Genomic DNA, 24,875 nt, shown 5'->3' with positions numbered 1-24,875 from the left:
TTAAACGGCACATGTCAACAGCGCAGAGAGGGTTTGCCTGCTGCATCCCGCAGGCAGTTAGGGTTATAATGCGCCGATTTTTTACTGACCTGTTGGAACGAGATAGCACATGGCGATGACTGAGTACCACCCACCGACCGATCCATGGATTGACGTGGTTTTCGAAGATGATTACATCCTGGCGGTGAACAAGCCTTCCGGTCTGCTTTCCGTCCCGGGTCGGCTGGCCGAGCACCACGACAGTATGTGGAGCCGCCTGCAGGAGCAGTATCCCGAGATCCAGGTGGTGCATCGTCTCGATATGTCGACTTCAGGCCTGATGTTGTTCGCCAAAGATAAATATATGGAAGCCGCCCTGAAAAAGCAGTTTCAGTATCGTCTGACCCATAAAATTTACTACGCCCGGGTGTGGGGCAAGGTGCAACAGGATGAGGGCGAGATTGATCTGCCCCTGATCTGTGACTGGCCGAACCGGCCCAAACAGATGGTGTGTCATGACACGGGCAAGCCGTCCAAAACCTTATATCAGGTGGTTAAACGTGAGGCGCATACCTCGGTGGTGCGTCTGTTTCCGGTTACCGGTCGTTCCCACCAGTTACGGGTTCATATGATGGCCATCGGCCATCCGATTGTCGGTGATGAATTCTATGCGCCGCAGGAGGCGATCGACTTTACTGACCGTTTGGAGTTGCATGCAGCCGAGCTGAGCTTTTATCATCCTCGTAGTCATTGGCTACGCTCGCTGTTTGTTGCGTGTGATTTCTATCCCGAAGCGCAAGAACAGATATTGCAGCATTTCGATCCTGAGCGAAAATTACCCGATTATAAAACTCTGCCCCGTCCTTAACTGCGAACAGTGGGCAGACCGAGGAGAAGTTATGTCGTTACCCACTGTTGTATTCCTTGACCGCGCCACCATACCGCGCCATATCCACCTGCCGGCACTGACCTTTTCTCATCGTTGGCAGGAGTTCGATACCACAGCGCCAGAGCAAGTGGTTGAACGCCTGCAGGATGCGGAAATCGTCATTACCAACAAAGTCGTGCTCAGTGCCGAGATCCTGGCTCAATTGCCGAATTTGCGTCTGGTCGCGGTATCAGCCACCGGCGTTAATAATGTCGATGTTGATTACTGCCGGATTCATAATATCGCGGTGTGTAATGTGCAGGGTTATGCGACCCGTTCGGTGCCGGAACATGTGGTGGCGATGATGTTTGCTCTGCGGCGTAATCTGATGGGCTATCACCATGATATCGCTGCCGGTGAATGGCAGCGCAACAAGCAGTTCTGTTTTTTTACCCACTCGATCGGTGATATTGCCGGTAGCACGCTCGGTCTGATTGGTGGCGGCGCGCTCGGCCAGGCAACTGCTGCTCTGGCGCGCGCTTTGGGGATGCAGGTGCTGTTTGCTGAACATAAAGGTCAGGCTGAATGCCGCGCCGGTTATACCCCGTTTGAACAGGTGCTGCGCGAAGCGGATGTGTTATCGCTGCACTGCCCGCTGACCGAGCAGACAAGTAATTTGATTGCTCAGCCTGAGCTTACCTGTATGAAGCCGACCGCAATCCTGATCAATACCGGCCGTGGCGGCCTGGTGGATGAAACCGCGCTGGTGGACGCGCTCAAGCAGCGTACCATTGCGGGGGCCGGGGTCGATGTATTTACCCAGGAGCCGGCGGATATTAATAATCCGCTGATTGCCAATATGGATTTGCCGAATTTGTTGTTAACGCCGCACGTCGCGTGGGGCAGTGACTCTGCCATTCAGCAACTGGCTAACATCTTAATCGACAATATTGAGGCATACGCCGCCGGTAAACAGCAAAACCGGATTGTGTAGGCGTGAGTCGGGCCGGTAAAGCGTTCATCCAGCCGGGCAACGGATACAAAAAAGGCAGCGAATTCGCTGCCTTTTCTTCATCCTGATAACTTACAGAGCGGCGATGGTCGCTTTCTGCTCTTCCAGTTTAGTCAGGGTCTCTTTGTAGCCGTCCAGCTTCTCACGCTCTTTGGCAACCACAGCTTCCGGCGCTTTGGCGACGAAACCTTCGTTACCCAGTTTGCCTTCAATGCGTTTGATCTCGCCTTGAGTTTTCGCGATCTCTTTCGCTAGGCGATCCAGTTCGGCATCTTTGTCGATCAGGCCCGCCATCGGGATCATCAGCTCAGATTTACCCACCAGTGCGGTCGCACAGGCCGGCGTTTCTTCACCTGATGCCAGGATGCGTACGCTTTCCAGTTTCGCCAGCGACATCAGTACTTGCTGGTTAGCCTGCAGACGCTGTGCGTCGGTCTCGTTGGCTGCTTTCAGCATCACTTCGAGTGGTTTACCCGGGTTGATGTCGTACTCTGCACGCAGGTTACGGATGCTGGTGATGAAGGCTTTTACCCATTCGATGTCATCCAGCGCTTCCTGATGGAAGTTGTCGGCATCGTACTGAGGCAGTGCCTGCAGCATAATGGTGTCGCCTTCCACACCCTCAACCAGTGGCTTAACGCTTTGCCAGATAGTCTCGGTGATGTACGGCAGAACCGGATGAGCCAGACGCAGGGTCTTCTCCAGCACAGTGATCAGGGTACGGCGTGTCGCACGTTGCTGCGCTTCGTTACCTTTCCACAGCACCGGTTTGGTCAGCTCCAGGTACCAGTCACAGAACTGGTTCCAGATGAACTCGTACAACGTGTTCGCGGCCATATCGAGGCGGTAGTTGTCGATGTGTTCGTTGAACGCTTTCGCTGCCAGTTCAAACTGAGATTCGATCCATTTGTCGGCCTGTGAATACTCAAGTGCAGCGCCTGCAGCAAAGCCACAATCCTGCTCTTCGGTGTTCATCAGTACATAACGGCTCGCGTTCCACAGCTTGTTACAGAAGTTACGGTAACCTTCCAGACGCTTCATATCCCAGTTGATATCGCGACCGGTGGATGCCATTGCTGCCAGGGTAAAGCGCAGTGCATCGGTACCGTAAGGTTCAATCCCGTTTTCGAATGTTTTACGCGTGTTTTTCTCGATCTTGGCCGCCAGTTGTGGCTGCATCATGTTGCCGGTACGTTTGGTGACCAGCGATTCCAGATCGATACCGTCGATCATGTCGATCGGATCCAGCACATTACCTTTTGACTTCGACATCTTATCGCCGTTTTCATCACGGATAAGACCGGTGACGTAAACCGTCTTGAACGGGACTTGTGGCTTGCCGTTTTCATCTTTGATGAAGTGCATGGTCATCATGATCATGCGCGCCACCCAGAAGAAGATGATGTCAAAACCGGTCACCAGAACTTCTGACGGATGGAACACTTTCAGGGCGTCCGTGTTTTCCGGCCAGCCCAGGGTACCGAAGGTCCACAGCGCCGAAGAGAACCAGGTATCCAGCACGTCTTCGTCTTGGCTCAGGGCAACATCAGCCGGGATGTTGTTGTCAGCACGGACTTCGTCTTCGTTACGACCCACGTAAACGTTGCCGTTGGCATCGTACCAGGCCGGGATGCGGTGACCCCACCACAACTGACGAGAGATACACCAGTCCTGAATATCACGCATCCAGGAGAAGTACATATTTTCGTACTGCTTAGGCACAAACTGAATGTCGCCATTCTCCACCGCTTCAACCGCAGGCTGGGCCAGAATACCGGCACGCACATACCATTGGTCAGTCAGCATAGGTTCGATCACCACACCGCCACGGTCACCGTAAGGGACAGTCAGGTCGTGATCTTTGATTTCTTCCAACAGGCCAAGCTGCTCAAATTCTGCCACGATCGCTTTACGTGCCGCAAAACGTTCCAGGCCTTGGTACTGAGCCGGGATCTCGGTGCTGTAAGCGTCGCTCGCTTCACCGTTCGAATTGAACACTTCCGCTGCAGCGCGCACGTTAGCATCAAAGGTGAAGATGTTGATCATCGGCAACTGATGACGTTTACCCACTTCATAGTCGTTGAAGTCGTGTGCCGGGGTGATTTTCACACAGCCGGTACCTTTTTCCATGTCAGCGTGTTCATCGCCGACAATCGGGATACGACGGCCCACGATAGGCAGCAGGACATCTTTGCCGATCAGATCTTTGTAGCGTGGATCTTCCGGGTTTACCGCCACACCGGTATCACCCAGCATGGTTTCCGGACGCGTGGTCGCGACGACAATGTAGTCTTTACCTTCAGCAGTTTTGGCGCCATCGGCTAACGGGTAGCGGAAATGCCACATGTTGCCTTTAACGTCTTTGTTTTCCACTTCCAGATCAGAAATCGCGGTGTGCAGTTTTGGATCCCAGTTAACCAGACGCTTACCACGGTAAATCAGGTCGTCTTTGTACAGACGGACAAACACTTCCTGTACTGCTTTGTAGAAGCCGTCATCCATAGTGAAACGTTCACGGTCCCAGTCAACCGAAGCACCCAGGCGGCGCAGCTGTTGAGTGATGGTGCCGCCAGATTCGTTTTTCCATTCCCAGATCTTGTCGATGAAGGCATCACGACCGTAATCGTGTTTGGTTTTGCTCTCTTCTGCCGCGATCTTACGCTCAACAACCATCTGAGTCGCAATACCCGCGTGGTCAGTACCGACTTGCCACAGGGTGTTCTTACCCTTCATGCGCTGGCAACGAATCAGGGTATCCATAATGGTGTCTTGGAATGCGTGACCCATATGAAGGCTACCAGTGACGTTCGGTGGCGGAATCATGATGCTGTAGGCGTCTTTTGATGTGTCACCGTGAGGCTTGAAGTAGCCTTTTTCTTCCCAAGTCTGATACAGATCTTGTTCGATTGATGTTGGGTTATATGTCTTTTCCATAGCGCTCTTAAATGGATACTTTGATGGTTAATACTGGCAATCTTTATAAGTGAGGTCTCTCAACAAGAGAGCTTAACTATAACGATGAACCATTATGGGTATTGGATCTCGATGGTTTGCAGCTGATAGCCCGCCTGGCGGTACAACTTATAACGTTCACGAGCCCGTTGTTTCGCATTTTCTTCGTTGGGGACGAAGTCTACCACCTCTGCGAAGGCCTTCGCAAAGGTTGTATGATTATCGGCCAAATTTATTGCCAGTTGCCGGTTCCAGGTAGGTTTGACCCCGCAGTGACCGATTTCGATCGCCGTGCCGTAGCGCGGACCTTCTCCAACCAGATTATGGGCAATAAAGTCCGTCGCGTCGACCTGCCAGAAGCGCTCTGCCATCTGCTCGGCATGGGCTTTATCATTGCATTGCAGATACACTTTGGCGCCCTGACGGGCAAAATGCTGACTGAGGAACAGCGCATAGTCAGCCAGACCGGATTCCGTCGCCTGCGGGGAATCGGGCTGGACGATATAAAACGTTGCTGTTGCCATACTTGTGCCTCATTCGGTTCACGACCAACACTCGCCGTTATTAAACATAGTTATCGATAAACATAGTTAGCGGTAAAAATAGTTAGCGGTAAACCTCGATTCGCGATAAACAAAAAAGGGCCTGACGGCCCTTTTATTTTCGGGAGTATTACTCCTCGCTATCCTGGCCACTGCGATTGAGCAGGAATTGGACCAGCATAGAGACCGGACGACCGGTTGAACCTTTCGCCGCACCAGAGCGCCACGCGGTACCCGCGATATCAATGTGGGCCCAGTTGTACTTCTTAGTGAATTTCGACAGGAAGCAACCCGCGGTGATCGCGCCACCCGGACGGCCACCGATGTTCTGCATATCGGCAAACGGGCTTTTCAGCTGTTCGTGGAATTCATCCGCCATCGGCAGACGCCATGCGCGGTCGCTGGCCTGCTCAGAAGCATTGACCAGTTCATGGGCCAGCGGGTTATGGTTGGCCATTACACCACTGATGTGGTGACCCAGTGCAATCACACAGGCACCGGTCAGCGTGGCCACATCGACCACACAATCGGGTTCGAAGCGCTCTACGTAGGTCAGGGCATCACACAGAACCAGACGGCCTTCTGCGTCAGTGTTGAGGACTTCAACCGTCTGACCTGACATGGTCGTCAGGATGTCACCCGGACGGTAAGCGTTACTGCCAGGCATGTTTTCACAGCCAGCCAGAATACCCGTCACGTTAAGTGGCAGGTTCAGTTTGGCAATCGCTTTCATGGTACCAAATACTGACGCGGCACCACACATGTCGTACTTCATCTCATCCATCGCTTCGCCTGGCTTGAGTGAAATACCGCCTGAATCGAAAGTCAGACCTTTACCAACCAGGACAATCGGCTTGGCATTCGGATCCGGGTTGCCCTTGTACTCGATGACTGACATCATGGATTCGTTCTTCGAACCACGGCCAACCGCCAGGTAAGAGGTCATGCCCAGTTTTTCCATCTCTTCTTCACCAATGATCTTGGTGCTGATGGTTTCGTAGTCGTCAGCCAGACGACGAGCCTGGGAAGCCAGGTACGCCGGGTTAGCCACGTTGGGTGGCATATTGCCGAGATCTTTACAGGCTTTAACACCGGAAGCGATAGCCAGACCGTGCGTGATAGCACGCTCGCCCAGGCTCAGTTCACGGCGGGTAGGGACGTTGAATACCAGTTTACGCAGCGGACGACGAGTCTCCGGCTTCACGGTTTTGAACTGGTCGAAAGTGTACAGGCCATCTTTGGTGGCTTCGACAGCCTGACGCACTTTCCAGTAAGTATCGCGCCCCTTAACATGCAGTTCAGTCAGGAAGCAGACCGCTTCCATTGAGCCGGTTTCGTTAAGTGTGCTGATGGTTTTCTGAATGATTTCTTTGTACTGACGTTCGCCCAGTTCGCGCTCTTTACCGCAGCCAACCAGCAATACGCGCTCAGACAGAACACCAGGTACTTGATGCAGCAGTAGCATCTGCCCCGGTTTACCTTCCAGATCACCGCGACGCAGCAGTGAACTGATATAGCCGTCGCTGATTTTATCTAGCTGTTCTGCGACTGGAGAAAGGCGGCGTGGTTCAAAGACACCGACAACGATACATGCGCTACGTTGTTTTTCAGGGCTACCACTTTTAACACTGAACTCCATGCGTACTCCTACATCCTAAAGACAAATAGAACTAAATGTTAGATAATGCGTTCTTACTTGTTGAATCCTCACTTGGATCTACCCTTTAGTTAAGCGCTCTAACACATAGTGAAATTTTAAAAAATAAAAGGTTCAACGGGAAATTATAGTGATTCAATCAAAAAAACAAGTTTTGCATAGGTTATTTCAGCGTGATTATTGTTAGATATTTGATCCGCGAGACACTTAAAAGCCAATTAGCGATCTTTTTCGTGCTGTTTTTAGTGTTTCTGAGCCAAAAATTTATTCGCGTTTTAGCCGATGCGTCTGATGGTGAAATCCCGGCTCGTTTGATTTTATCCATTGTCGGTCTGAACATGCCGGCAATGGGGTTGTTAATGCTGCCACTGAGCCTGTACATCGGGATTTTGCTCACCTTCGGTCGCCTGTACGCGGAAAGTGAAATTACAGTGATGAATGCCACCGGGATCGGTAATAAGTTCCTGGTGCGCGCTGCATTGTATCTCGGCATTATTACCTCGTGTGTCGCCGGCTTTAACGCGCTGTGGCTGTCACCCTGGAGTCAGGATAAAGTCGAATCGCTGATGGAACAACTGGCGGCGGAAAACAGTGTTGACCTGTTGCAAACCGGTCAGTTCCAGCGTTCGCCGGATGGTTCGTCGGTGGTGTTTATCGATAATATCGACAACAAAACCCTGAACAACGTGTTCGTGGCGCAACTGACGCCACGTGAATCGATCCTGCCGAGTGTGATGTTCTCCGATTCCGGTGACGTGAAAGAACTGAGTGACGGACGCCAGATCATCACCATGTATAACGGCACCCGCTATGAAGGGGTCCCGACCCGCGTTGATTACATGATCTCCAAGTTTGATGAATATGAAGGCTTGATTGGTCAGCGCGAGGTGGAAGAGAAAGGCCGCGACTGGGAAGCGATTCCGACCCTGGAACTGATGCATAATTCTGATCGCCGCGCGCAGGCGGAGTTGCAATGGCGTATTTCACTGGTGGTCTGTATTCCGCTGTTGACCATGCTGGTGGTGCCACTGTCGGCGGTCAATCCGCGTCAGGGCCGTTTTGCCAAAATGGGTCCGGCAATCCTGATTTACCTGACTTATTTTCTGGCCATCAGTGCGACTAAGTCAGCACTGGAAGATGGCTCTATCCCGGCTCTGGTCGGTATGTGGCCGATCAATGCAGCGCTGCTGCTGACGGCTATTATTGCCAATACCATGGATAGCGTGCCGGTGAGAAAATTCAAAGATAAGTTAAGACAAAAGAAGAAAAAGGTAGCCTAAGTCATGTTTAAGATTCTTGACTGGTACATCGGCCGCACCATTATTGCCACCACCATGCTGGTACTGGCCACCTTTGTCGGGTTGTCCGGTATCATCAAATATGTTGAACAGCTGCGCAAAGTGGGTGACGGTACCTACGATCTGCTGCAGGCCCTGCTGTTTGTGGTGCTGAGTATTCCGCGTGATATTGAAATGTTTTTCCCGATGGCTGCATTGCTGGGGGCACTGATTGGTCTTGGTGCTTTGGCCGCAAGTTCAGAGTTAGTAGTGATGCAGGCGGCGGGTTTTTCGAAAATTGATATTGGTTTGTCGGTGCTGAAAACCGCGGTGCCGCTGATGATTATGGTCACTCTGCTTGGTGAGTGGGGCGCGCCGCAGGCACAGAAAGCGGCGCGTGATTTGCGCGCGTTCGCAACCTCCGGCGGCCAGATTTTATCGGTCCGCACCGGGGTTTGGGCGCGCGATATCAATGATTTTATCTTCATCGCTAAAATCGATGATAATCGTCTGCATGGCCTCAATATGTGGCGGTTCGATGATAATAAACAGCTAACCAACGTGGTCTTTGCCAAACAGGCCGATTATCTCGGCGATAATCTGTGGATGATGAAAGGTGTTGAGATCACGGACATGAAAGATGACGTCGTCATCACCAAACAGTCACTGCCAGAATACCGCTGGCAGACCTCTCTGGCCCCGGATAAGCTGGCGGTGGTTACCGTCAAGCCGGAAGAGCTGGCGCTGAGTGGTTTGTATGATTATGTTCATTATCTCAAAGAGTCGGAACAGGATGCTTCCCGTTATGAACTGGCGTTCTGGCGTAAGATTACTCAGCCGTTTTCGATTGCGGTCATGATGCTGATGGCACTGTCGTTTATCTTTGGTCCGCTGCGTAGTGTGACCATGGGGGCTCGGATCTTGTCCGGGGTCATCGCAGGTTTCACCTTCTATATTTCCAGTGAGTTTTTTGGTCCGCTCAGTCTGGTGTACGGCATCCCACCGGTGTTTGGCGCTGTCGCGCCGAGTCTGGTGTTCCTCAGTATTGCTATCGTGCTACTACGACGCAAACTTTAACGGGTGTTATGAACAGAAAAGGAAAGCAGAAGCTTTCCTTTTTTATTCCTTAACAGAGGACTGCGCTTATTTAACTTTCGGCAGCACGACCACACAAGTCTTGGCCCACATGTCCTGAAAAGCACGTTTCTTTGGATCAAAAGGTACCGTCAGGTTTCCCAGTCCGAAGACTGATGTTGCCAGGCGGATCAGGGCCTGTGTCGCTGAAATGCGCGTACCGTCCGGATTACATACCACCAGTTTCCAGGCCCGCATTCCGAGGGTTTGGCCGCCGCGGGTCCAGAAGAACACGAAAAAGTAGATCCAGGCGCAGGCCAGATACAGGGTATAAGCCGGGCTCCAGATCGGGTGATGGCTAAGCAGGTCACCCGCGTCCTGATAAGGGGCATAACTGAGTATCCCCGCGGCGACACACGCTTCTAGTACAGCAACAACAACGCCACCGGCAATCATCAGGATCGCCATCACCACCAGGGTATCGTAAATCAGTGCTCCGACTCGGCGCAGCAGCCCGGCAGGAGGCAGAGTGGACTCGTTCATAACAACCTTTGTATCTAATCAACCGGCCGTCAGCATATCGTCAGGTTGGTCAGGTGAAAAGAGAGCTGCCGCACAGCTTAGTAATTGGTCGTAATTTGTTACCCTGAGCAAGAAGAGAGATCGAATGGGTTCACAAAAGCGTAACCAAACTTGCCTCTGCTCAGTCAGCAGGTAAAATTCGGCCACTATGCCAAAGCGGATCTCTGTGTAGCCGGCGGTATTGGTTACGACTCTTGGTCTGGTTTCACTTTCTGGTTAGGGAAAATCATGGCGCTTTTTAATTGGTATCACGCTTCAATCAAACACAAAATCGGCGGTCTGTTTGTTTTGCTGCTGACGTTTTTGCTGTTTGCGATTGTCTATTCAGGTTACAAAATTAAGCAGATAGACCATGAGATGCGTGAACTCGCCTATCTGGATATCCCTCTTAGCCAGATTATGCGCCAACTGGAGTTTATTGAACTGGAACAACACCAGCAGTTTGAACGCTCCCTGTTAGCGGGGAAGTCGTATGATGAGCTCAAACGCCATCAGCAGCTGGCATTTCAAAAGCACAAAATGAAGAGCCTGCTCGATAAAGCAGTACAGTTGATTGAGCAGAATCTGAGCCAGAACAAGGTAATTCTGATGCCTGCTAAGCATCAGCAGGTATTGCAGGAGATCAGCCGCTATGCGCAGCAAAGCGCTGCGTTTGAACAACATCTGGAAATGGTAGCTGGGCGCGATGTCATTTCTGCGGCGGAGCGGAATAGGATGGAAACCCTGGCCGATGAACTGGAAGCGGCCGGTACAAACATTATTGGTCATCTCGAGAGCGTTACTCGTCAGGATGCTTACTACACCGAGCGCCACGAGAAAGATTTCCTGCTGGTCAGTATACTGCTAGGCGTTGGCGCGCTGGGGTTGGGGTTATTTCTCACCGTCTATATCGTGCAGATTATTCTGCATCGCATTCGCCGCATTCAGGGCGAAATTCATACCATGACCTCGACGCTTGATCAGGGCGACGGATCATCAGAGCTTGATGTAGCGCCTATCCAGACCCGCGACGAGCTGGCGGAACTGGAATATGAAATCAATATCGTGATGTCACGTCTCAGCGTTGAGATGACCAGCCGCGAAAGGGTCGAAAAGCAGTTATTGGCGCTCGCGACTCAGGACAAACTGACTGGTGCATTCAATCGCCATAAATGGGAAGAGCAGATCCAACTGCAACTGGATCTGGCCGAGCGTGGTGGTTATGACTTTGGTCTGGTATTGCTGGATGTAGATTATTTTAAACGGGTCAATGATCGTTATGGTCACCAGGTAGGTGACCAGCTACTACAATTGTTGGTCGCTCAGCTCAAGCAGCGTATTCGCTCTACTGATATGCTATTTCGCCTCGGCGGTGAGGAATTTGCGATTGTGTTACCGATGCAAAATGGTGACAGCAGCTATCAACTGGCACAAAATCTGAGACAGCTGGTGGAGGATTTACGCGAAGGGGATTTGCCTGAGTTTACTATCAGCGCCGGTGTCACCAGTTATATAGCGCAGGACAGTGAAGCCTCTTTGTTCAAGCGGGCGGATATGGCGCTGTATCAGGCGAAAGCACAAGGGCGTAATCGGGTTATCTTATTGGTGCAAAATGAGTAATAACGAGAGAGTTAGCCTGAATTAAGCGAGTTAGGATTGGTGGCGAAATATTCAGCAAACAATTTAGTTTTCAATATATTGTTATTGCACCGTCTTCGTTCTTACGTATAATGACCAACCATTGAAGGGGATTCCCCCTAAGATGCCGGTGTGGTGAAATTGGTAGACACGACGGATTCAAAATCCGTTTCCTTCGGGAGTGGCGGTTCAAGTCCGCCCATCGGTACCATGATTAGAAAGGTCGCTTATTACAGCGGCCTTTCGTCGTTTTAGGTGTTTGAAAATATTCAACTTTTCAGGTGCTTATCTCAAACCTCCTTTCCTGCTATCGCCTCTTTTTTTCCCAAAATAGACTCCCTTTATCAACCTTAAAATTTCTCCCATGGTCCATATATGGTTCATCGCATGTCGCTTCTGTGCGCAAGGGAATCCTAGTAAATCCAACAAATGCAAAAAGCTGCCGTCGCGCAAGCCAGTATTATCAAGGACTTCGAGCGAGAAGAACCATGGTACGACCATGGTGATTTTACGGTGCTATGGGGGCTGGTTTGGTTTCTATGGAACAACTGATCGTTTTGATGGATAGTCGAAAAGTCGGTTTGAGATAGGCGGTTTTGCGGTGTGTGTTGTAAGGGCGTTGGGGTAGTACATACACTAACAGATTTCAAAACGACCATGATAGAGCTTGATAAATCTCTTACTTAACCACTACTCGGTAGTCCATTATAGGTCTGTCAACCAATTTACGCACAGCCACTAGAGTCGGCTTTTATAGGGTGATTCGGTATCGCTATTACTAACCCTTAATCGGAGAGTTTAGCTATTGTGGGTGCGTTGTGGAGTTATAGTCGCTCCCAATCTTTGTAGTTGGTAACACTGGGGAAATATAACTGGTTGTTCATACTCGATTTGATACATTTTGAGGGGTCAATACATGGGAGTCTAACCATCAAGATGAGCAGAGTTTTATCTTTCGTTATTGATTGTTATATGTTCTTAAGGTCAGTCTTCACATATGCAAAGAGCTGCTAAGTGTGTTCCATTTCAAAAATCACACACACTCACTAGCTTGAGCTGAAATCTCTGGTTTATGCATGGAGGTTGATAGTCTATTGTATTCTTATGTGATATTGACCCAAGGATTGAATGATGAGAGAAGTTATCATTACTGATTTGACGCGATTCTCTACTAATGAAAAGGTTTGTACTGCTGCAATCGACGTTAACACAGGCGAATGTTTTCGACCAATGCCTTATCTTCTTAGTGCAAGATGTGAAGAGCTAGGTATACACCCCGGTGCTATCTTGAAAGGAAATCTAGACTTTAAAGCTGTTTTAGAGCTACCTCATACAGAAGATGCCAACTATTCAGATCTTAAATTTCATGGTGCTTGTAGTGGCGAATTGTTTAAGCAAGTGCTTGACGCTTCATTGTCTAATACAATTGTTGAAGGCTTTGACTATGACTTTGCCGAAGGGCAAAAGCATATTCCTCACGATACCCAAGTGAACGTATCTATCATTACAGTGCGAGTTAGACCTTGTCAGCTATCAATTCATGAAGATATGTATAAACCCGGTAAAATCAAAGCGACACTGATAGATAACGATGGTCACAGATATCCATATCTATCCATTACAGACAGAGGCTTTTTTGATTTTGCTAAAAAGCATCAGGATGATGGAAGGTTGCATGAAGTCACAAACTTGATTAATCGGCAGGAAGAGGTTTATCTTCGTATTGGTCTAAGTCGTCGGTTTGATGTGTCTGGGCGAGATGGTTATTGGTTGCAAGTTAATGGAATATATACATTCCCTCAATTTCATCGAGAGGTAAGGAGCTATGAGTAAGGATATCGATATTTTTACAATAGGCTTTACTAAGAAAAATGCAGAAACGTTTTTTGGTCTCCTTAAAGATTCTGGCGTTAAGACATTACTCGACGTTAGGTTAAATAATGTATCGCAGTTAGCTGGTTTTGCTAAAAGAGACGACTTGAAGTTCTTGTTGAAGGAGCTTTGCGGCATTGATTATGTTCACATACCCCACTTGGCTCCCACAAAGCAGATCTTAGACGGTTTTAAAAAAGGCACCATATCTTGGGATGAGTATGAAGTGCAATTCAGAAGTCTTTTACTTCAAAGAGGTGTTGAGGAACTAATTCAGCCTGGCTTACTTGAGAATGGATGCTTAATGTGTAGTGAGCATGAGCCTGATTTTTGTCACAGGAGGCTTGTGGTTGATTACCTTAGTGAACATAGTGGACTTAAACTTAATGTGAAGCACTTATACTAATGGCAAAAGTACTGATTCTTTACCCAAAGGTTTTTAACTGTTATCCCAAGTTCTATCGCAAAGTAGAAAGGATTCTGAGTAGTCTTGATGGCGTGACGGTAGTATTTCCTCAGGACTTTAATGGATTTATTTCTCAGATTACGCAGCAACTGCCTATGATAGTAGGTAGTGTTGAAAATCCTAATTGGTCGGAAGAAGATATAACTCATGGTATAGTTTTTGACGATGGCGAAGAATTTGGAGAAGAGGTTAGTCAATTAACGACAATAAAAATACCACTCAGAGTTATCCAGATAAAAATCACAAGAGTCATCAATATTAAAAAAGATCCCACCTATCAAAAGCAAGGTGACTCTGAAACATACCAATATATTGGGAGGGGTTCCTATTGGGGAAACCCGTATTCAATGTTCGACGGTCATGGTGATCGTGATGAAGTGATTAGAAAGTTTAAGTATGATTTTGACTTTGATAAATTTCCAAACATTGACAAAGACAAAGTCTACGAGCTAGCAGGTAAGAGATTAGGTTGCTTTTGTAAGCCAGAAGCTTGCCACGGTGATGTACTAGCCGATTATCTAAATGCTTGGGATGATGGGAAGTAAGTTGTATTAGGTGCGCAATTGGCTTCTGCGGAAAGTGAAAGTGTAGTCGTTTTCAGAAGTATGCTTATCAGGCTTACCAACACCAATCAGATCAGGAACAACGATATGATCACAGCTTTTAACTAACACTGAGTTATTTAGAGGGCGTTCAGAATTCTGTGTCAGCTAATTTTGGCTAAATATCTAAGACGTCATCCAAGCGACCTTCAAAATGAATCGCCAGTTGAGACAATGTCATATTCCAATTCTGTATTGGCATTGTCCATTTCTTAGAAGCATTCAATATCCCAGCATACAGTAGCTTGAGCAAGCTATTTTCATTTGGGAACCCTCCCTTAGTTTTGGTCAGTTTGCGGAATTGGCGATGTACGGCTTCAATAGCATTTGTCGTGTAAATAGCCTTTCGGACGTATTCTGGATATTTGAAGTAAACCGATAAATTTTCCCATTTGTTCCGCCAGGAACGAATCACTATTGGGTATTGCTGTCCCCATTTGGCTTCCAAACGATCCAACTCCATCTCGGACGCTTCTTTACTCACAGCCCGATAGACTGGCTTCAAGTCGGCCATAAACGCCTTCTGATGCTTAGAGGCAACATATTTCATACGACATCAAGCGAGAGTTAGATGACGTTGTGCTGTTCATCCAGGACTACTGTCGAAATCTTGTTACAGGTGAAAATATAATTGATGCCGCTTATGGTCGTCGTAGGGAAGAAAGCTCATTCTTTAATTCAGGTACAGCGTACCCACTTGAGTTAGCGTTTTATCAGAAGATGATGGCTTTAGGTTTGCATTCTGAGCATTTCCCATTCTAAGATATTTCTGAAAACCCAATAGCCTATGAGTGGCTCAATCATCAAAGCAGAACTGGATGCCAGTTCAACAACAAATACCTTTCATCATGAGCACCACCTTAGCTTTAAAGTTGAGGTCGTGTATAGGTATTCGGATAACCTTGTAATCGGTCACTGACTAGGTGAAAACGCTGAGGCAAGTAGCTGAAACGGTTCAAGGTTTATTAGTGATAGGGGTGGGTAAAGCCGAACCATATGGTTTCATACTGTATCGTTCGGCTTTTAATTTTTAGTCTATACAATTCCTATTGTTACTTAATACGACTTTCTTCAACTTAGTACTTAGGTGGCTTATGGCTGTTACCCGATAGAATTTTGAATGTTCTGAAAGCAAAGTCATCAGTCATACTTGATACATAGTCGAGGATCAAATGTGCTCTGAATAACCATTCGTTTGTATAATAGTTATCGCCGACTGGTTTGTAGTCGCCTTCACGAAATGAACTCACTGAGCTTTTATAGAGTTCAATGTAGCTACTTGGTAAACCAGAAATGAGAAGGGTTTCAATACTCAGCTCCTTTTCATTAACGGTAACGTCTAAAGGATCAACTATCCGTGAAAATGCATTAGCACTTAATTCTAATATGCATTTATATTTTTCTAGTATTCCCGTTATGATACTAAGGCCAGAGAGTTCAGGTGTTACAACTGAGGGGCTTAGGTATATGTTTCTTTCCGTGTATATCTTTAGTGCTTTCAACCAAGCATGATGAACACTAGGTTTTGCTATTAGAGAATGATTGTAATTGCCTTCACGGATAGCTTTCAGATTATCCACATATATTTGGGATGCTCCATCTACTTGCTGAAGTATATGTTTTACTCTTAGTCGGGTAAATAAAGTGTATTGAGGATTCTCATTTACTTCCTTAAAAATCTTGTTTGTAGTCGCTTTCCAAAAACGTTTGTAAACTTTTTTCTTAATACCGTATTTTTTACAGACATCTATGTATAAGGGTTTTAGTTCAATTTTAATAGATTCGAAGGAGATCACTTGCTTCTCGAGACCATCTTCAATATCACTGATGCAGTATGCAATATCATCTGCGGCTTCCATCACAAACGCTATTGGGTGTCTTTTTCTTATGTTTTCATCACCGAAAAGGACTTTTCGAATTTCGTGAACAATTCCTTTTTCTGTCAAGAAATAACCTGGCTTCTTCGAGAAATAGCTATTTTCACTCCTATCAATGTTATCTGAACACGCTACATATTTCATGAATCCTGACAGTTGAGTTGTTGTCAGGTTCAGCCCTAGTCGATCAAAATCCCCTTGTACACGACAAATAATTCTCAGTCCTTGAGCATTACCATCAAAGTTTTCAAAATCATGTTTTAGGTAGTGTTCGTATTCATGGTCAGTATTTGGGGCTAAATAATCAGGATGGGTACCTTGTTCTCTTCTTTGAGCTATTTCTTTGTTTGTATTTGATATGGATTTAATAAATGATTGATTTCCGTTAATTGAAAACCACTGTTTTATTGCTGTCTCTCCAAAATGCCCAAAGGGAGGGTTTCCGATATCATGGATTAAACAAGCTGTTTCTGAGAAAGTTTCAAATGCCCGTTCTAACTCACATATTTCCTGTCGTGATGAATTCTTATTTTTGTTTTTTATTGAACAGGAATTTAGCTTATTTATTATTTCTCTCGCAATAAATTTTCCAATGTTGGCTACCTCAATAGAGTGAGTTAATCGTGATCTCACGGAGGCGTTTTCTTCTAGAGGAAATACTTGAGCTTTTGACTGTAGTCGTCGAAAAGGACCTGAGAATATCACTCTTCCTTGATCACTAAGAGCTTCTTCGTAGACGCTTCTACCATCGACACTAGATTTTCGTAAGCGTGCACTATTTATGTATGGGTAAGTAGACATTATTTAACCTTCATCATTGATATATCATTCTGAGTTTAAAGTTTAATACAGAGTTGAATAAAAAATGTTCGGTGCAAAGATTATGCAGAAAAACATGATTCATATCTCTATTTCTAGTTGTTCTCATAGTGGGGGCAAGTCAGGGGGCATAATGGGATAGTTGAATGTGATAGGTGATCACTTGCGACCAAGGTGGTTTTAACAGCTGTCTTGATGTCGGACTCACTGAACAACTCTCGATAATCGAGAAACTCAGGCAGAGCTTTAACGTAACAACCCTGTGTCATGTGTTCAGTGTCCACCGCAGCAGTTACAAATACTGGCGTTGTCGCCCTAAGCGTGTTTCTCCAGAGTTGGTGAAGCTAAAAAGTCTTATTAAAGAAGTTCATACGGCAAGCAACGGCTCTGCTGGTGCGAGAAGCATTGCCGACATGGTGACAGCTCAAGGTATAAAACTGACACGTTATCGAGCTTCTAAGATAATGAAATTATTAGGGCTGGTAAGCGGTCAAACACCGAACCATCGTTATCGAAAGGCATCACAAGAACACGTAGAGACCCCCAACCATCTATCTCGACAATTTGCCGTTACCTCTCCAAACCAAATCTGGGTAGGTGATGTGACGTATGTCTGGACGGGACAGCGCTGGATGTATCTTGCTGTTGTCATCGATCTGTTCGCGAGAAAGCCAATTGGTTGGGCGATGTCAGTCTCGCCTGATAGCAAGTTGACAGGAAAGGCACTCTCTATGGCGTTTGAATCACGAGGTAAGCCCAAAGGCGTGATGTTCCACAGCGACCAAGGAAGTCATTACACCAGTCGTTCTTATCGGCAACTGCTGTGGCGTTATCAAATCAAGCAAAGCTTATCGAGGTGAGGTAATTGCTGGGACAACAGTCCGATGGAACGGTTCTTCAGAAGCTTAAAGACAGAATGGATACCAGTGTCGGGTTATCGGAGTTTTAGCGAAGCGAGAGAACATATAACTCGATACATCACGGGCTACTACAGCCAACTCAGACCACATCAATATAATGGTGGTCTAACACCCAATGAGTCTGAACGACTGTATTGGGAAAACTCTAAAACCGTGGCCAATTTTAGTTGACCACTACACTTCCGTCGTTTTGGGCTCAGTGAACACGGGGCGGGAGAACAAAAGGGACAGCAAGGTCCCCTTTATCGTTATGGTTTGCTTGCAGATTATTTGGCCGTAATCACACTCATAACCAGTTTGCCGTCTTCGCGTACCGGACCATCTTCTTTGGCACCTAACGTGTACTCAAAAATACCGGTTTTCATGCCGCCGGCTTCGCCGTGTAACATTAACATCAGCATCTCACCAGATTTTACCGGTTCAGTCAGTATCGCTGTGACGTCGCTGTTATTGCCTTTCTTAACCGGCGAATAACCAACCACCGGACCCGGTTTCATTTCTTTATCAGTGCGGTGCACCACCATCCAGCCATTGTCGCCCGCCATTATCATGTTGGCAGACACTGTTCCACCGGAAACATCCTGATCAGTGGCTTTAACGCCGAGATGATGTCCGGCCCATGCCAGAGAAGAAGCGGTAGTTAGTACAGTGAAAAGACAAAAGGTTTTTGCTGAAGCTGTAAAACGATTTTTCATAATATTTTCCTGTTGCAGCGTAATCTTAAACACGATTTGTCAGCGCTACTTCTGCCAACTATCTCTGATACGTAGCGACATCGGTTGCAGTTCAACCATGGACGTAAAAAATTGCATTTATTTTTGTGTCCTGATATTTAGGTCTTTGAGCGCCACTTCGACTAAGGGCATCAGATGTGATTACTCACCATGGCTTTTCGGGCAGATGATCGAGTGGTGGTATGTTGAATTGGAATAGTCTGGTAACCAGTAAGTTGCAAGGCAGGCTTACGGATAAAATGTCAGTTTGAGGTGTAAAAGCACTCTTTTCAAAGGCTCGACTTATTTTACATAAAGTGATTACACAATATCCATTGACTAAAACAAGGTGCTAGTCTCACTTTCATCAAAACAGGCAATGTATATACGATAACTGATCGAAAAATGTGATATCGTGCGCGAAAATTTGTGGCTTATATGCAATTTATCGTATTACGTTTGGTTTGGTTTCGCATTATATGATTATTAAGATAAATAGATTAGCGGTATTTTTTGTTTGTAGTGGCTTCGTTTTTTCTGCTTGCGCCGATTCGTTTGAGAGTTCTGAGAATGTTTATTGTAACAAGTCTAAGACTGGCAATATGGTATTTGAGCAGTGCAAAGACAGCACCACCGGTTTGACCTGGAGCCGGACAATAATAGAAGCGGGCAACAGTCAGTACTTACGTGGTACAGACCGCGAAGGTAAAGAGTGGACTGCGATTCGTGAAATTCGAGGTAAACATTATAAAACCACGTACAGTGACAAGCATGGTAACCCTTTGCGTATCGAGGAGTGTGACAGTGGCGTGTGTACCGAAATCGTGATGAACTGAGCCTGGTATTCAGTCTGGCTCATTTGGCTTAGTGAGCCTTAGGGCGTCGAGCAATATGTTTGGTAATAACAATACCCCCCGAAATTTTCGGGGGGTATTGTTTGTGTTTATCACGGCCTGAAGATGAATATTATTCAACAGCTACCAACGGTTCCTGGCTATCACGCCATCGAGCCAGCGCTTGGATATGTTCCGGCCTGATTCCGCAACATCCTCCGAAAAGAGTGGCACCGAGTTGATACCAATGCTGCGCTAATACTAAGTAACTTTGTGGTGAGAGTTCGGAGCTTGGTGTACTCGTGTTTTGTGCTGTGAGCGCAGAGTCTGTGGTGGTGGAAAAATTGATGTATCCGCCAAGTTCGATATCTGCACGCTTGATGCGTTCCGCGGCACGAGTAATAGCCTGGGAAATGACGTCGGTTGTTTCACTCTCAAACAGAATACCCTCGCCACCGTGCTGGACGATAAAATCAATGGCATCAATAGCGGATTCTCCGGAGCGCAACTGAAGCTCGGGGGTTGTTTCGTTGCTCAGCGATAAAATGTAGTAACAGGGCTGTTGAGCGTGTTGCAGAACCGATTGCACTAATGTGAGTTCAGCTATACTGGCTATCTCTTCTGCGAACCACAGATCAACGTAGCGGTTTTGGGCTGCAAACAGAGCGTGATAGATACCCAGTGCAGATTCAGCATCAAACAGGTCAGGGTCGTCATTGCCATACGGCGGAGATAACGCACCCGCAGCCAGAACTTTATTCCGGTGCTTCACTTTTTCGTGCTGTACGACGGACTGAGCGATAATCGCGGCTTCGCGTGCCAGTGACTCACCTTTGGCCTGATAGCACTCTTGACCGAGATAAAAGGGTACGCAAGCGGAGCTGTTCGCAATGATGACTTGCGCTCCGGCATCAATAAAATTTTGATGAGCCTGGCGCACATAGCCTGGTGTTTCCAACAGTGCTTGTGCACTCCACATTGTTTGTGAAAACGGGGCACCGATTCGTTCTAATTCTCTGCCCATACCACCGTCTATGATGGTTAATTTTTTCATCTTAAGCGCCTGAAGTACGTGGGATGATGGCGGTTATTGAACCATATTGTGATTTGTATCAAATTGAATTCTGTTCAATGTTACTATGAATTAAATTCACACTTTAATCTTGGCTTAGTGTCATTTTTTGGACGTGAACAATGTTAGTACTCTGATTTATTGCATGTGATGGGAAGGAAGTTGTCGCTATTATTGTGCACGGAAATTTGGCGGAAGAAAACTAATAGGCAACGGTTAATGGAATGATAGAAGTGTCTGGAGATAAACTAAATTTAAGAAGACTCATTTTACTGTTGTGCCTATTCACGGCATTTATCACCCTAATCAATGCATTTTACTCCATGTATCGGGTGCAGAGAGAGTTAATCATCGCCAATACTTTGGCTTCTAATCAGGTGTATGCCGAGAAGATGGCCGAAATGACAGATGCATTTTTGACTTCAGCACTCAATCAGCTCGCGTTTAGTGCCGCGGTGCTGAGTGATAAAATAGCGGATCCTGAATTGTTGTTAGCTGAAACTGAACGGTTAAAAAAGCAGACCGATTCATTTAATTCTGTGGTCGTGGTCAACGCTGATGGCGTGATTAAGGCGATTGCGCCGCAAACGCTGCCAGTGACAGGTATAGCTCTGACCGGCGTCAACTCGCTCCAGTCTCTCACAGCACAAAAGCCGCTGATTACCGATCCTTTCGTCTCTCCAGCGGGCAACTATATTACCAGTATCTCTTATCCGATCTTTTCAGCTTCCGGCCACTATCAGGGATTTGTCAGTGGCACGATTTATCTGGAGCAGGAAAACATGCTGGCCACGTTACTGGGTAAACACAGTTATCGTGACGGTTCATATCTGTATGTAGTGGATCATAATCGTACTTTGATTTATCACCCGGACCATCGGCGCATCGGTCAGGTGATCACGAAAAATGCTGCGATAAACGCAGTCGCACGTGGTGAAAGCGGCCACATCGAGACTTTAAATGTTTTCGGTACTGAAATGCTGGCTGGTTATGCTCCGGTTAAACAATCTGGTTGGGGTATTGTGGCGCAGAAACCGCGTGCAGAGGCGTTGATGGTTCTTGATGATCAGTTGCTTCAAGTGGTGTGGCAATCGATTCCGATAGGTATCGTCACCCTGATTATTATCTGGATATCGGCGATTTTTATCTCAAAACCACTTTGGCAACTGGCCAGCGCGGTTAAGAAACTTGAAAGTGACAGTTCACTCATGGATGAGATGAAACTCGTCAAACCTTGGTACTTTGAGGCTGCTCACCTCAAACAGAGTTTCTTACGTGCATTCGGAGTTGCGTCTAACACCATCGATCGACTGCAGTCCGATAGCTTAACTGATGCTATGACCGGATTGTTGAACCGACGTGGGTTAGAAAAAAGTATTGAGAGTTTTACCGTCCGCCAGATGCCATTTTCTGTGCTTGCGCTCGATTTGGATTATTTCAAGAAGGTGAATGATACCTATGGGCATGATGCGGGTGATGAGCTGTTGCGGGAAGTATCGAGTTTGATGAAACAGCAGGCACGGGAGCAAGATATTGTGTGTCGTGCAGGCGGGGAAGAATTTATCCTGTTGCTCAGTAATACCCATATCGCCCGGGCTTATGAGGTGGCGGAACGTATCCGGGCCTCAGTGGCCAATCATAGTTTCACTATGGTGCCAGCCATTACTATTTCAATTGGTGTGGCATATTGGTCCGCTGGTGATGAGGCGATTGAATCAGTGATGAAAAAGGCGGATATGGCACTGTATCAGGCCAAACATAATGGTCGTAACCGTACTGAGATGAGTGATTGTTAGCTAAAGATGCGGAAGACAAGCTGGCTGGACTTTTGCGTGCCTGAGTTCCTTTCTATAGAGCGACATACCAGTATTCAGATTTGGTGAGAGGAATCGACTATGCTTCTTATAAAAGCAGGAGGTGTCTATGTTTATCCTCACACCGTATATATTTTTTTCCGGCCGCTGTGAACAGGCGCTCGACTTTTATTGCCAGTGTTTTGATGGCCATGTATTAACCAAACGCTATTTTCATGAAGCGCCACAGCTGATTAAAGGCGTTAACCCGAACTGGATCATGCATGCTGAACTGGTCACGCAGCATATGAAGTTAATGCTGTCTGATGGCATTGCAACGCAGGAACTCAAAGATAATCAGATTGCACTGTCTGTGGTGATGGATGACATTGATCGTCAACTCGTATTATTCGAACAGTTAGCTGAACAAGGTAAAGTGATGATGCCATTAGAAGACACGTTCTGGGGCACCCGATGCGGAAAAGTTGAGGATCAGTTCGGTGTTCGCTGGATCATTAATTGCGAAGTTTGTTGAAGATCTCGCTTTATACGCAGCTCTCTGAGTATTGTATTGATGACCTTATTATTGAGTTCTTCTAATATATGAACACCTAATATCAAGGCCCCTGATTAGTAGGAGCCTGCGTACCAAGGACAGAGTGATAGAGTGGCAAGTATCAAAATTACGGTCGATAGGCTGCAACCTGGGTTACATATCCGTTTGCCGGTCAAATGGAATGAGCATCCTTTTCTGTTTAACAGCTTTAAGATTACGACTCAGGAGCAAATCCGCCTGATTCGGCATCTGGGTATCCAGCACGTATTTTTGAATCCGGCCCAAAGCGATACCTCGCCTTTACCTCCACAGACTCAGGGGCAGTCGGAAGCTGAACAGAGTAGTGACCCAGCGATTGACGATGAAGCTGACAAGTTATGGCAGGAAAAGCAGAAACGAATCGAGAAACTGAATGCTTATCGGCGCCGGGTTTTGCATTGTGAGAAAGAATTTGAACGCTCACTGGCCCGTATGCGTGCGGTTATGAACAAAATTCGTAATCGTCCGCAGGATGCGGTCGATGAAGCTAAGCAGCTGGTCGACGATGTTGTCGACAAGCTGCTCAGTGAGGACAGCGTCACCCTGCACCTGATGAACAGCAAAAGTGAGTTTGAAGACATCTATTTCCATTCACTTAATGTTTCAGTGATTGCCATGATGATCGGAAAGAACAAAGGATTTCCTGCCGACAAATTAAAAGAGCTCGCCTTCGCCTGTCTGTTTCATGATATTGGTAAAATGCGCGTTCCGAGTGCAATTGTCAGAAAGCCGACTCCGCTTAGCGAACCGGAAAAAAACTACCTTAAACTGCATACCAAGTATGGTCAGGAGTTAGCGGCTAATATAGAGGACTTTCCGGCTAGTGCAATGCGAGTGATAGAGCAACATCATGAATTGAATGATGGCTCTGGCTATCCGCAGGGCTATAAAGAAGAAGAGATTGATGAATTAGCGCAGGTGGTCGCAGTCGCCAATGCGTTTGATAACCTTTGCCACCCCAATGTGGTGGCTGAGCAAAAAATTCCTTATATCGCGTTATCTCACCTTTATAAGAATTGCCGCCATCTGTATAACCATGAAAACCTCAATATCATGGTCAAATTCATGGGGGTGTTTCCGCCCGGAACAGTGGTTCAGCTCTCTAATGATATGGTGGGGCTGGTCATCTCGGTGAATGCTAAGCATCTGCTGTTTCCTAATGTTCTTATCTATGACCCTTCAGTACCACGTACTCAGGCTCCGATTATTGACCTGGCTAGTAAAGACATAAAGATAGTCAGTGCGATATTACCGAATAAGTTACCGGACAAAATTCGTGATTACCTCAATCCTCGTTCACGGATTTCCTATTTTTTTGATAGTGACGATTAGTTATCCACAGTATTTTGTGAGTAAATTGTGGGTGTGCTGAGAGTAAAGTCTGCATAAAAAGTCGTTCGTTTGTTTAATAACCAAACGAACGTTTTTTTATAAAAAAAGTGATTTTTAGTATTGCCAAGTTGAAGCAACTCTCTATAATGCCGCCTCACTGACACGGCAGGCGCCACAAGGCTTCAGCGCTGGTCAGCGAGGTGAAAAGCTTCTGAGAAATAAATTTGAAAAAGTGTTTGACTCTTCAAATTAACTCGCTAGAATGCACCTCCGCTTTGAGAAGAAAGTTTCGAAAAAGCAACGCTCTTTAACAATATAAACCTATCAATCTGTGTGGGCACTCGTTGATGATAATCGAAGATGATTCTAAAGAATCAACTTAGGTATCAATGAACTGAGTGACCAAATTTGAATGAGCAAT

Annotated in this window: 19 protein-coding genes, 1 tRNA gene and 2 pseudogenes; 14 read left to right on the top strand and 8 right to left on the bottom strand. The window is 46.8% G+C overall.

The features are described 5' to 3' along the window. The first annotated feature begins 109 nt into the window (after positions 1–109). Both E6C74_RS10950 and E6C74_RS10945 read left to right on the top strand, forming a co-directional pair. The gene (locus tag E6C74_RS10950; RefSeq protein ID WP_136485053.1) at positions 110–847 is read left to right on the top strand and encodes a pseudouridine synthase; all 738 of its coding nucleotides are present in this window, start codon (positions 110–112) and stop codon (positions 845–847) included. Between the two features lie 31 nt (positions 848–878). Further along, positions 879–1,841, top strand: a complete 963-nt coding sequence (locus tag E6C74_RS10945) for a D-2-hydroxyacid dehydrogenase (RefSeq protein ID WP_136485050.1) — start codon at positions 879–881, stop codon at positions 1,839–1,841. A 90-nt stretch (positions 1,842–1,931) separates the two neighbouring features. On the opposite strand, the gene E6C74_RS10940 is transcribed toward E6C74_RS10945, so the two are convergent. The 3 genes from E6C74_RS10940 to pepA form a co-directional block, all read right to left on the bottom strand. Beyond that, positions 1,932–4,793 carry a valine--tRNA ligase gene (locus tag E6C74_RS10940; protein WP_136485048.1) on the bottom strand — a complete coding sequence of 954 codons (2,862 nt, stop codon included), beginning with the start codon at positions 4,791–4,793 and terminating at the stop codon, positions 1,932–1,934. A gap of 92 nt (positions 4,794–4,885) precedes the next feature. Continuing rightward, entirely contained in the window at positions 4,886–5,335 is a 450-nt protein-coding gene (locus E6C74_RS10935; RefSeq protein WP_136485046.1) for a DNA polymerase III subunit chi, read from the bottom strand. 148 nt (positions 5,336–5,483) lie between these two features. Further along, positions 5,484–6,992 carry a leucyl aminopeptidase gene (pepA, locus tag E6C74_RS10930; RefSeq protein WP_136485044.1) on the bottom strand — a complete coding sequence of 503 codons (1,509 nt, stop codon included), beginning with the start codon at positions 6,990–6,992 and terminating at the stop codon, positions 5,484–5,486. A gap of 191 nt (positions 6,993–7,183) precedes the next feature. Between pepA and lptF the strand changes: the two genes are divergently transcribed. Next, on the top strand, positions 7,184–8,290 hold the full coding sequence (gene lptF, locus E6C74_RS10925) for an LPS export ABC transporter permease LptF (RefSeq protein WP_136485042.1): 1,107 nt from the start codon (positions 7,184–7,186) through the stop codon (positions 8,288–8,290). A 3-nt stretch (positions 8,291–8,293) separates the two neighbouring features. Then, positions 8,294–9,364 carry an LPS export ABC transporter permease LptG gene (lptG, locus tag E6C74_RS10920; protein WP_136485040.1) on the top strand — a complete coding sequence of 357 codons (1,071 nt, stop codon included), beginning with the start codon at positions 8,294–8,296 and terminating at the stop codon, positions 9,362–9,364. Between the two features lie 66 nt (positions 9,365–9,430). Here lptG and E6C74_RS10915 read toward each other — a convergent pair whose 3' ends face one another. Further along, positions 9,431–9,904: an RDD family protein gene (locus tag E6C74_RS10915; RefSeq protein ID WP_136485037.1), complete on the bottom strand. Its 474-nt coding sequence runs from the start codon at positions 9,902–9,904 to the stop codon at positions 9,431–9,433. Between the two features lie 267 nt (positions 9,905–10,171). Between E6C74_RS10915 and E6C74_RS10910 the strand changes: the two genes are divergently transcribed. From E6C74_RS10910 to E6C74_RS10890, 5 genes are all read left to right on the top strand, one after another. Next, positions 10,172–11,542, top strand: a complete 1,371-nt coding sequence (locus E6C74_RS10910; protein ID WP_136485035.1) for a GGDEF domain-containing protein — start codon at positions 10,172–10,174, stop codon at positions 11,540–11,542. Between the two features lie 144 nt (positions 11,543–11,686). Further along, positions 11,687–11,771, top strand: a tRNA-Leu gene (locus E6C74_RS10905). Positions 11,772–12,688: 917 nt separating this feature from the next. Next, positions 12,689–13,393: a hypothetical protein gene (locus E6C74_RS10900; protein ID WP_206208405.1), complete on the top strand. Its 705-nt coding sequence runs from the start codon at positions 12,689–12,691 to the stop codon at positions 13,391–13,393. Next, the gene (locus E6C74_RS10895) at positions 13,386–13,838 is read left to right on the top strand and encodes a DUF488 domain-containing protein (RefSeq protein WP_240798174.1); all 453 of its coding nucleotides are present in this window, start codon (positions 13,386–13,388) and stop codon (positions 13,836–13,838) included. The genes E6C74_RS10900 and E6C74_RS10895 overlap by 8 nt, the downstream gene beginning before the upstream one ends. Further along, positions 13,838–14,443: a DUF4326 domain-containing protein gene (locus tag E6C74_RS10890; protein WP_136485027.1), complete on the top strand. Its 606-nt coding sequence runs from the start codon at positions 13,838–13,840 to the stop codon at positions 14,441–14,443. The genes E6C74_RS10895 and E6C74_RS10890 overlap by 1 nt, the downstream gene beginning before the upstream one ends. Positions 14,444–14,618: 175 nt before the next feature. Here E6C74_RS10890 and E6C74_RS10885 read toward each other — a convergent pair. Together E6C74_RS10885 and dgt are read right to left on the bottom strand one after the other, a co-directional pair. Then, positions 14,619–15,050 (bottom strand): annotated as a pseudogene (locus E6C74_RS10885) (transposase); the annotation flags it as partial. A 526-nt stretch (positions 15,051–15,576) separates the two neighbouring features. Continuing rightward, positions 15,577–17,178, bottom strand: coding sequence for a dGTPase (gene dgt, locus E6C74_RS10880; RefSeq protein WP_136485025.1), 1,602 nt, complete (start codon positions 17,176–17,178; stop codon positions 15,577–15,579). Between the two features lie 188 nt (positions 17,179–17,366). On the opposite strand from dgt, the pseudogene E6C74_RS10875 reads away from it, so the two are divergent. Continuing rightward, a pseudogene (locus tag E6C74_RS10875) lies at positions 17,367–18,287 on the top strand (IS3 family transposase); the annotation flags it as partial. A gap of 95 nt (positions 18,288–18,382) precedes the next feature. Here E6C74_RS10875 and E6C74_RS10870 read toward each other — a convergent pair. Beyond that, the gene (locus E6C74_RS10870) at positions 18,383–18,811 is read right to left on the bottom strand and encodes a hypothetical protein (protein ID WP_136485023.1); all 429 of its coding nucleotides are present in this window, start codon (positions 18,809–18,811) and stop codon (positions 18,383–18,385) included. Between the two features lie 620 nt (positions 18,812–19,431). Here E6C74_RS10870 and E6C74_RS10865 point away from each other — a divergent pair. Next, positions 19,432–19,665: a hypothetical protein gene (locus E6C74_RS10865; protein ID WP_136485021.1), complete on the top strand. Its 234-nt coding sequence runs from the start codon at positions 19,432–19,434 to the stop codon at positions 19,663–19,665. 130 nt (positions 19,666–19,795) lie between these two features. On the opposite strand, the gene E6C74_RS10860 is transcribed toward E6C74_RS10865, so the two are convergent. Beyond that, positions 19,796–20,716 (bottom strand): homocysteine S-methyltransferase family protein, encoded by a 921-nt coding sequence (locus tag E6C74_RS10860; protein WP_136485019.1) that lies wholly within the window; start codon positions 20,714–20,716, stop codon positions 19,796–19,798. A 242-nt stretch (positions 20,717–20,958) separates the two neighbouring features. Between E6C74_RS10860 and E6C74_RS10855 the strand changes: the two genes are divergently transcribed. From E6C74_RS10855 to E6C74_RS10845, 3 genes are all read left to right on the top strand, one after another. Continuing rightward, the gene (locus tag E6C74_RS10855; protein ID WP_136485016.1) at positions 20,959–22,530 is read left to right on the top strand and encodes a sensor domain-containing diguanylate cyclase; all 1,572 of its coding nucleotides are present in this window, start codon (positions 20,959–20,961) and stop codon (positions 22,528–22,530) included. Between the two features lie 127 nt (positions 22,531–22,657). Beyond that, positions 22,658–23,062: a glyoxalase/bleomycin resistance/extradiol dioxygenase family protein gene (locus E6C74_RS10850; protein ID WP_136485014.1), complete on the top strand. Its 405-nt coding sequence runs from the start codon at positions 22,658–22,660 to the stop codon at positions 23,060–23,062. Positions 23,063–23,194: 132 nt separating this feature from the next. After that, positions 23,195–24,454: an HD-GYP domain-containing protein gene (locus E6C74_RS10845; RefSeq protein ID WP_136485012.1), complete on the top strand. Its 1,260-nt coding sequence runs from the start codon at positions 23,195–23,197 to the stop codon at positions 24,452–24,454. The last annotated feature ends 421 nt before the right edge of the window (positions 24,455–24,875 follow it).

Origin of the sequence: Vibrio sp. H11 (assembly GCF_004804295.1) — a bacterium.
Classification (GTDB): domain Bacteria; phylum Pseudomonadota; class Gammaproteobacteria; order Enterobacterales; family Vibrionaceae; genus Vibrio; species Vibrio ostreae.
The sequence above is the reverse complement of the archived record's forward strand: the minus strand, read 5'-3'. Positions and strand labels throughout refer to the sequence as shown.

Coding starts and splice junctions, on each gene's coding strand:
- dgt (WP_136485025.1), bottom strand. CDS start 17,178: ATGTCTACTTACCCATACATAAATAGTGCACGCTTACGAAAATCTAGT.
- E6C74_RS10855 (WP_136485016.1), top strand. CDS start 20,959: ATGATAGAAGTGTCTGGAGATAAACTAAATTTAAGAAGACTCATTTTA.
- E6C74_RS10940 (WP_136485048.1), bottom strand. CDS start 4,793: ATGGAAAAGACATATAACCCAACATCAATCGAACAAGATCTGTATCAG.
- E6C74_RS10945 (WP_136485050.1), top strand. CDS start 879: ATGTCGTTACCCACTGTTGTATTCCTTGACCGCGCCACCATACCGCGC.
- E6C74_RS10950 (WP_136485053.1), top strand. CDS start 110: ATGGCGATGACTGAGTACCACCCACCGACCGATCCATGGATTGACGTG.
- E6C74_RS10895 (WP_240798174.1), top strand. CDS start 13,386: ATGAGTAAGGATATCGATATTTTTACAATAGGCTTTACTAAGAAAAAT.
- E6C74_RS10900 (WP_206208405.1), top strand. CDS start 12,689: ATGATGAGAGAAGTTATCATTACTGATTTGACGCGATTCTCTACTAAT.
- pepA (WP_136485044.1), bottom strand. CDS start 6,992: ATGGAGTTCAGTGTTAAAAGTGGTAGCCCTGAAAAACAACGTAGCGCA.
- E6C74_RS10910 (WP_136485035.1), top strand. CDS start 10,172: ATGGCGCTTTTTAATTGGTATCACGCTTCAATCAAACACAAAATCGGC.
- E6C74_RS10915 (WP_136485037.1), bottom strand. CDS start 9,904: ATGAACGAGTCCACTCTGCCTCCTGCCGGGCTGCTGCGCCGAGTCGGA.
- E6C74_RS10850 (WP_136485014.1), top strand. CDS start 22,658: ATGTTTATCCTCACACCGTATATATTTTTTTCCGGCCGCTGTGAACAG.
- E6C74_RS10870 (WP_136485023.1), bottom strand. CDS start 18,811: ATGAAAAATCGTTTTACAGCTTCAGCAAAAACCTTTTGTCTTTTCACT.
- lptG (WP_136485040.1), top strand. CDS start 8,294: ATGTTTAAGATTCTTGACTGGTACATCGGCCGCACCATTATTGCCACC.
- E6C74_RS10860 (WP_136485019.1), bottom strand. CDS start 20,716: ATGAAAAAATTAACCATCATAGACGGTGGTATGGGCAGAGAATTAGAA.
- E6C74_RS10935 (WP_136485046.1), bottom strand. CDS start 5,335: ATGGCAACAGCAACGTTTTATATCGTCCAGCCCGATTCCCCGCAGGCG.
- E6C74_RS10890 (WP_136485027.1), top strand. CDS start 13,838: ATGGCAAAAGTACTGATTCTTTACCCAAAGGTTTTTAACTGTTATCCC.
- E6C74_RS10865 (WP_136485021.1), top strand. CDS start 19,432: ATGGTATTTGAGCAGTGCAAAGACAGCACCACCGGTTTGACCTGGAGC.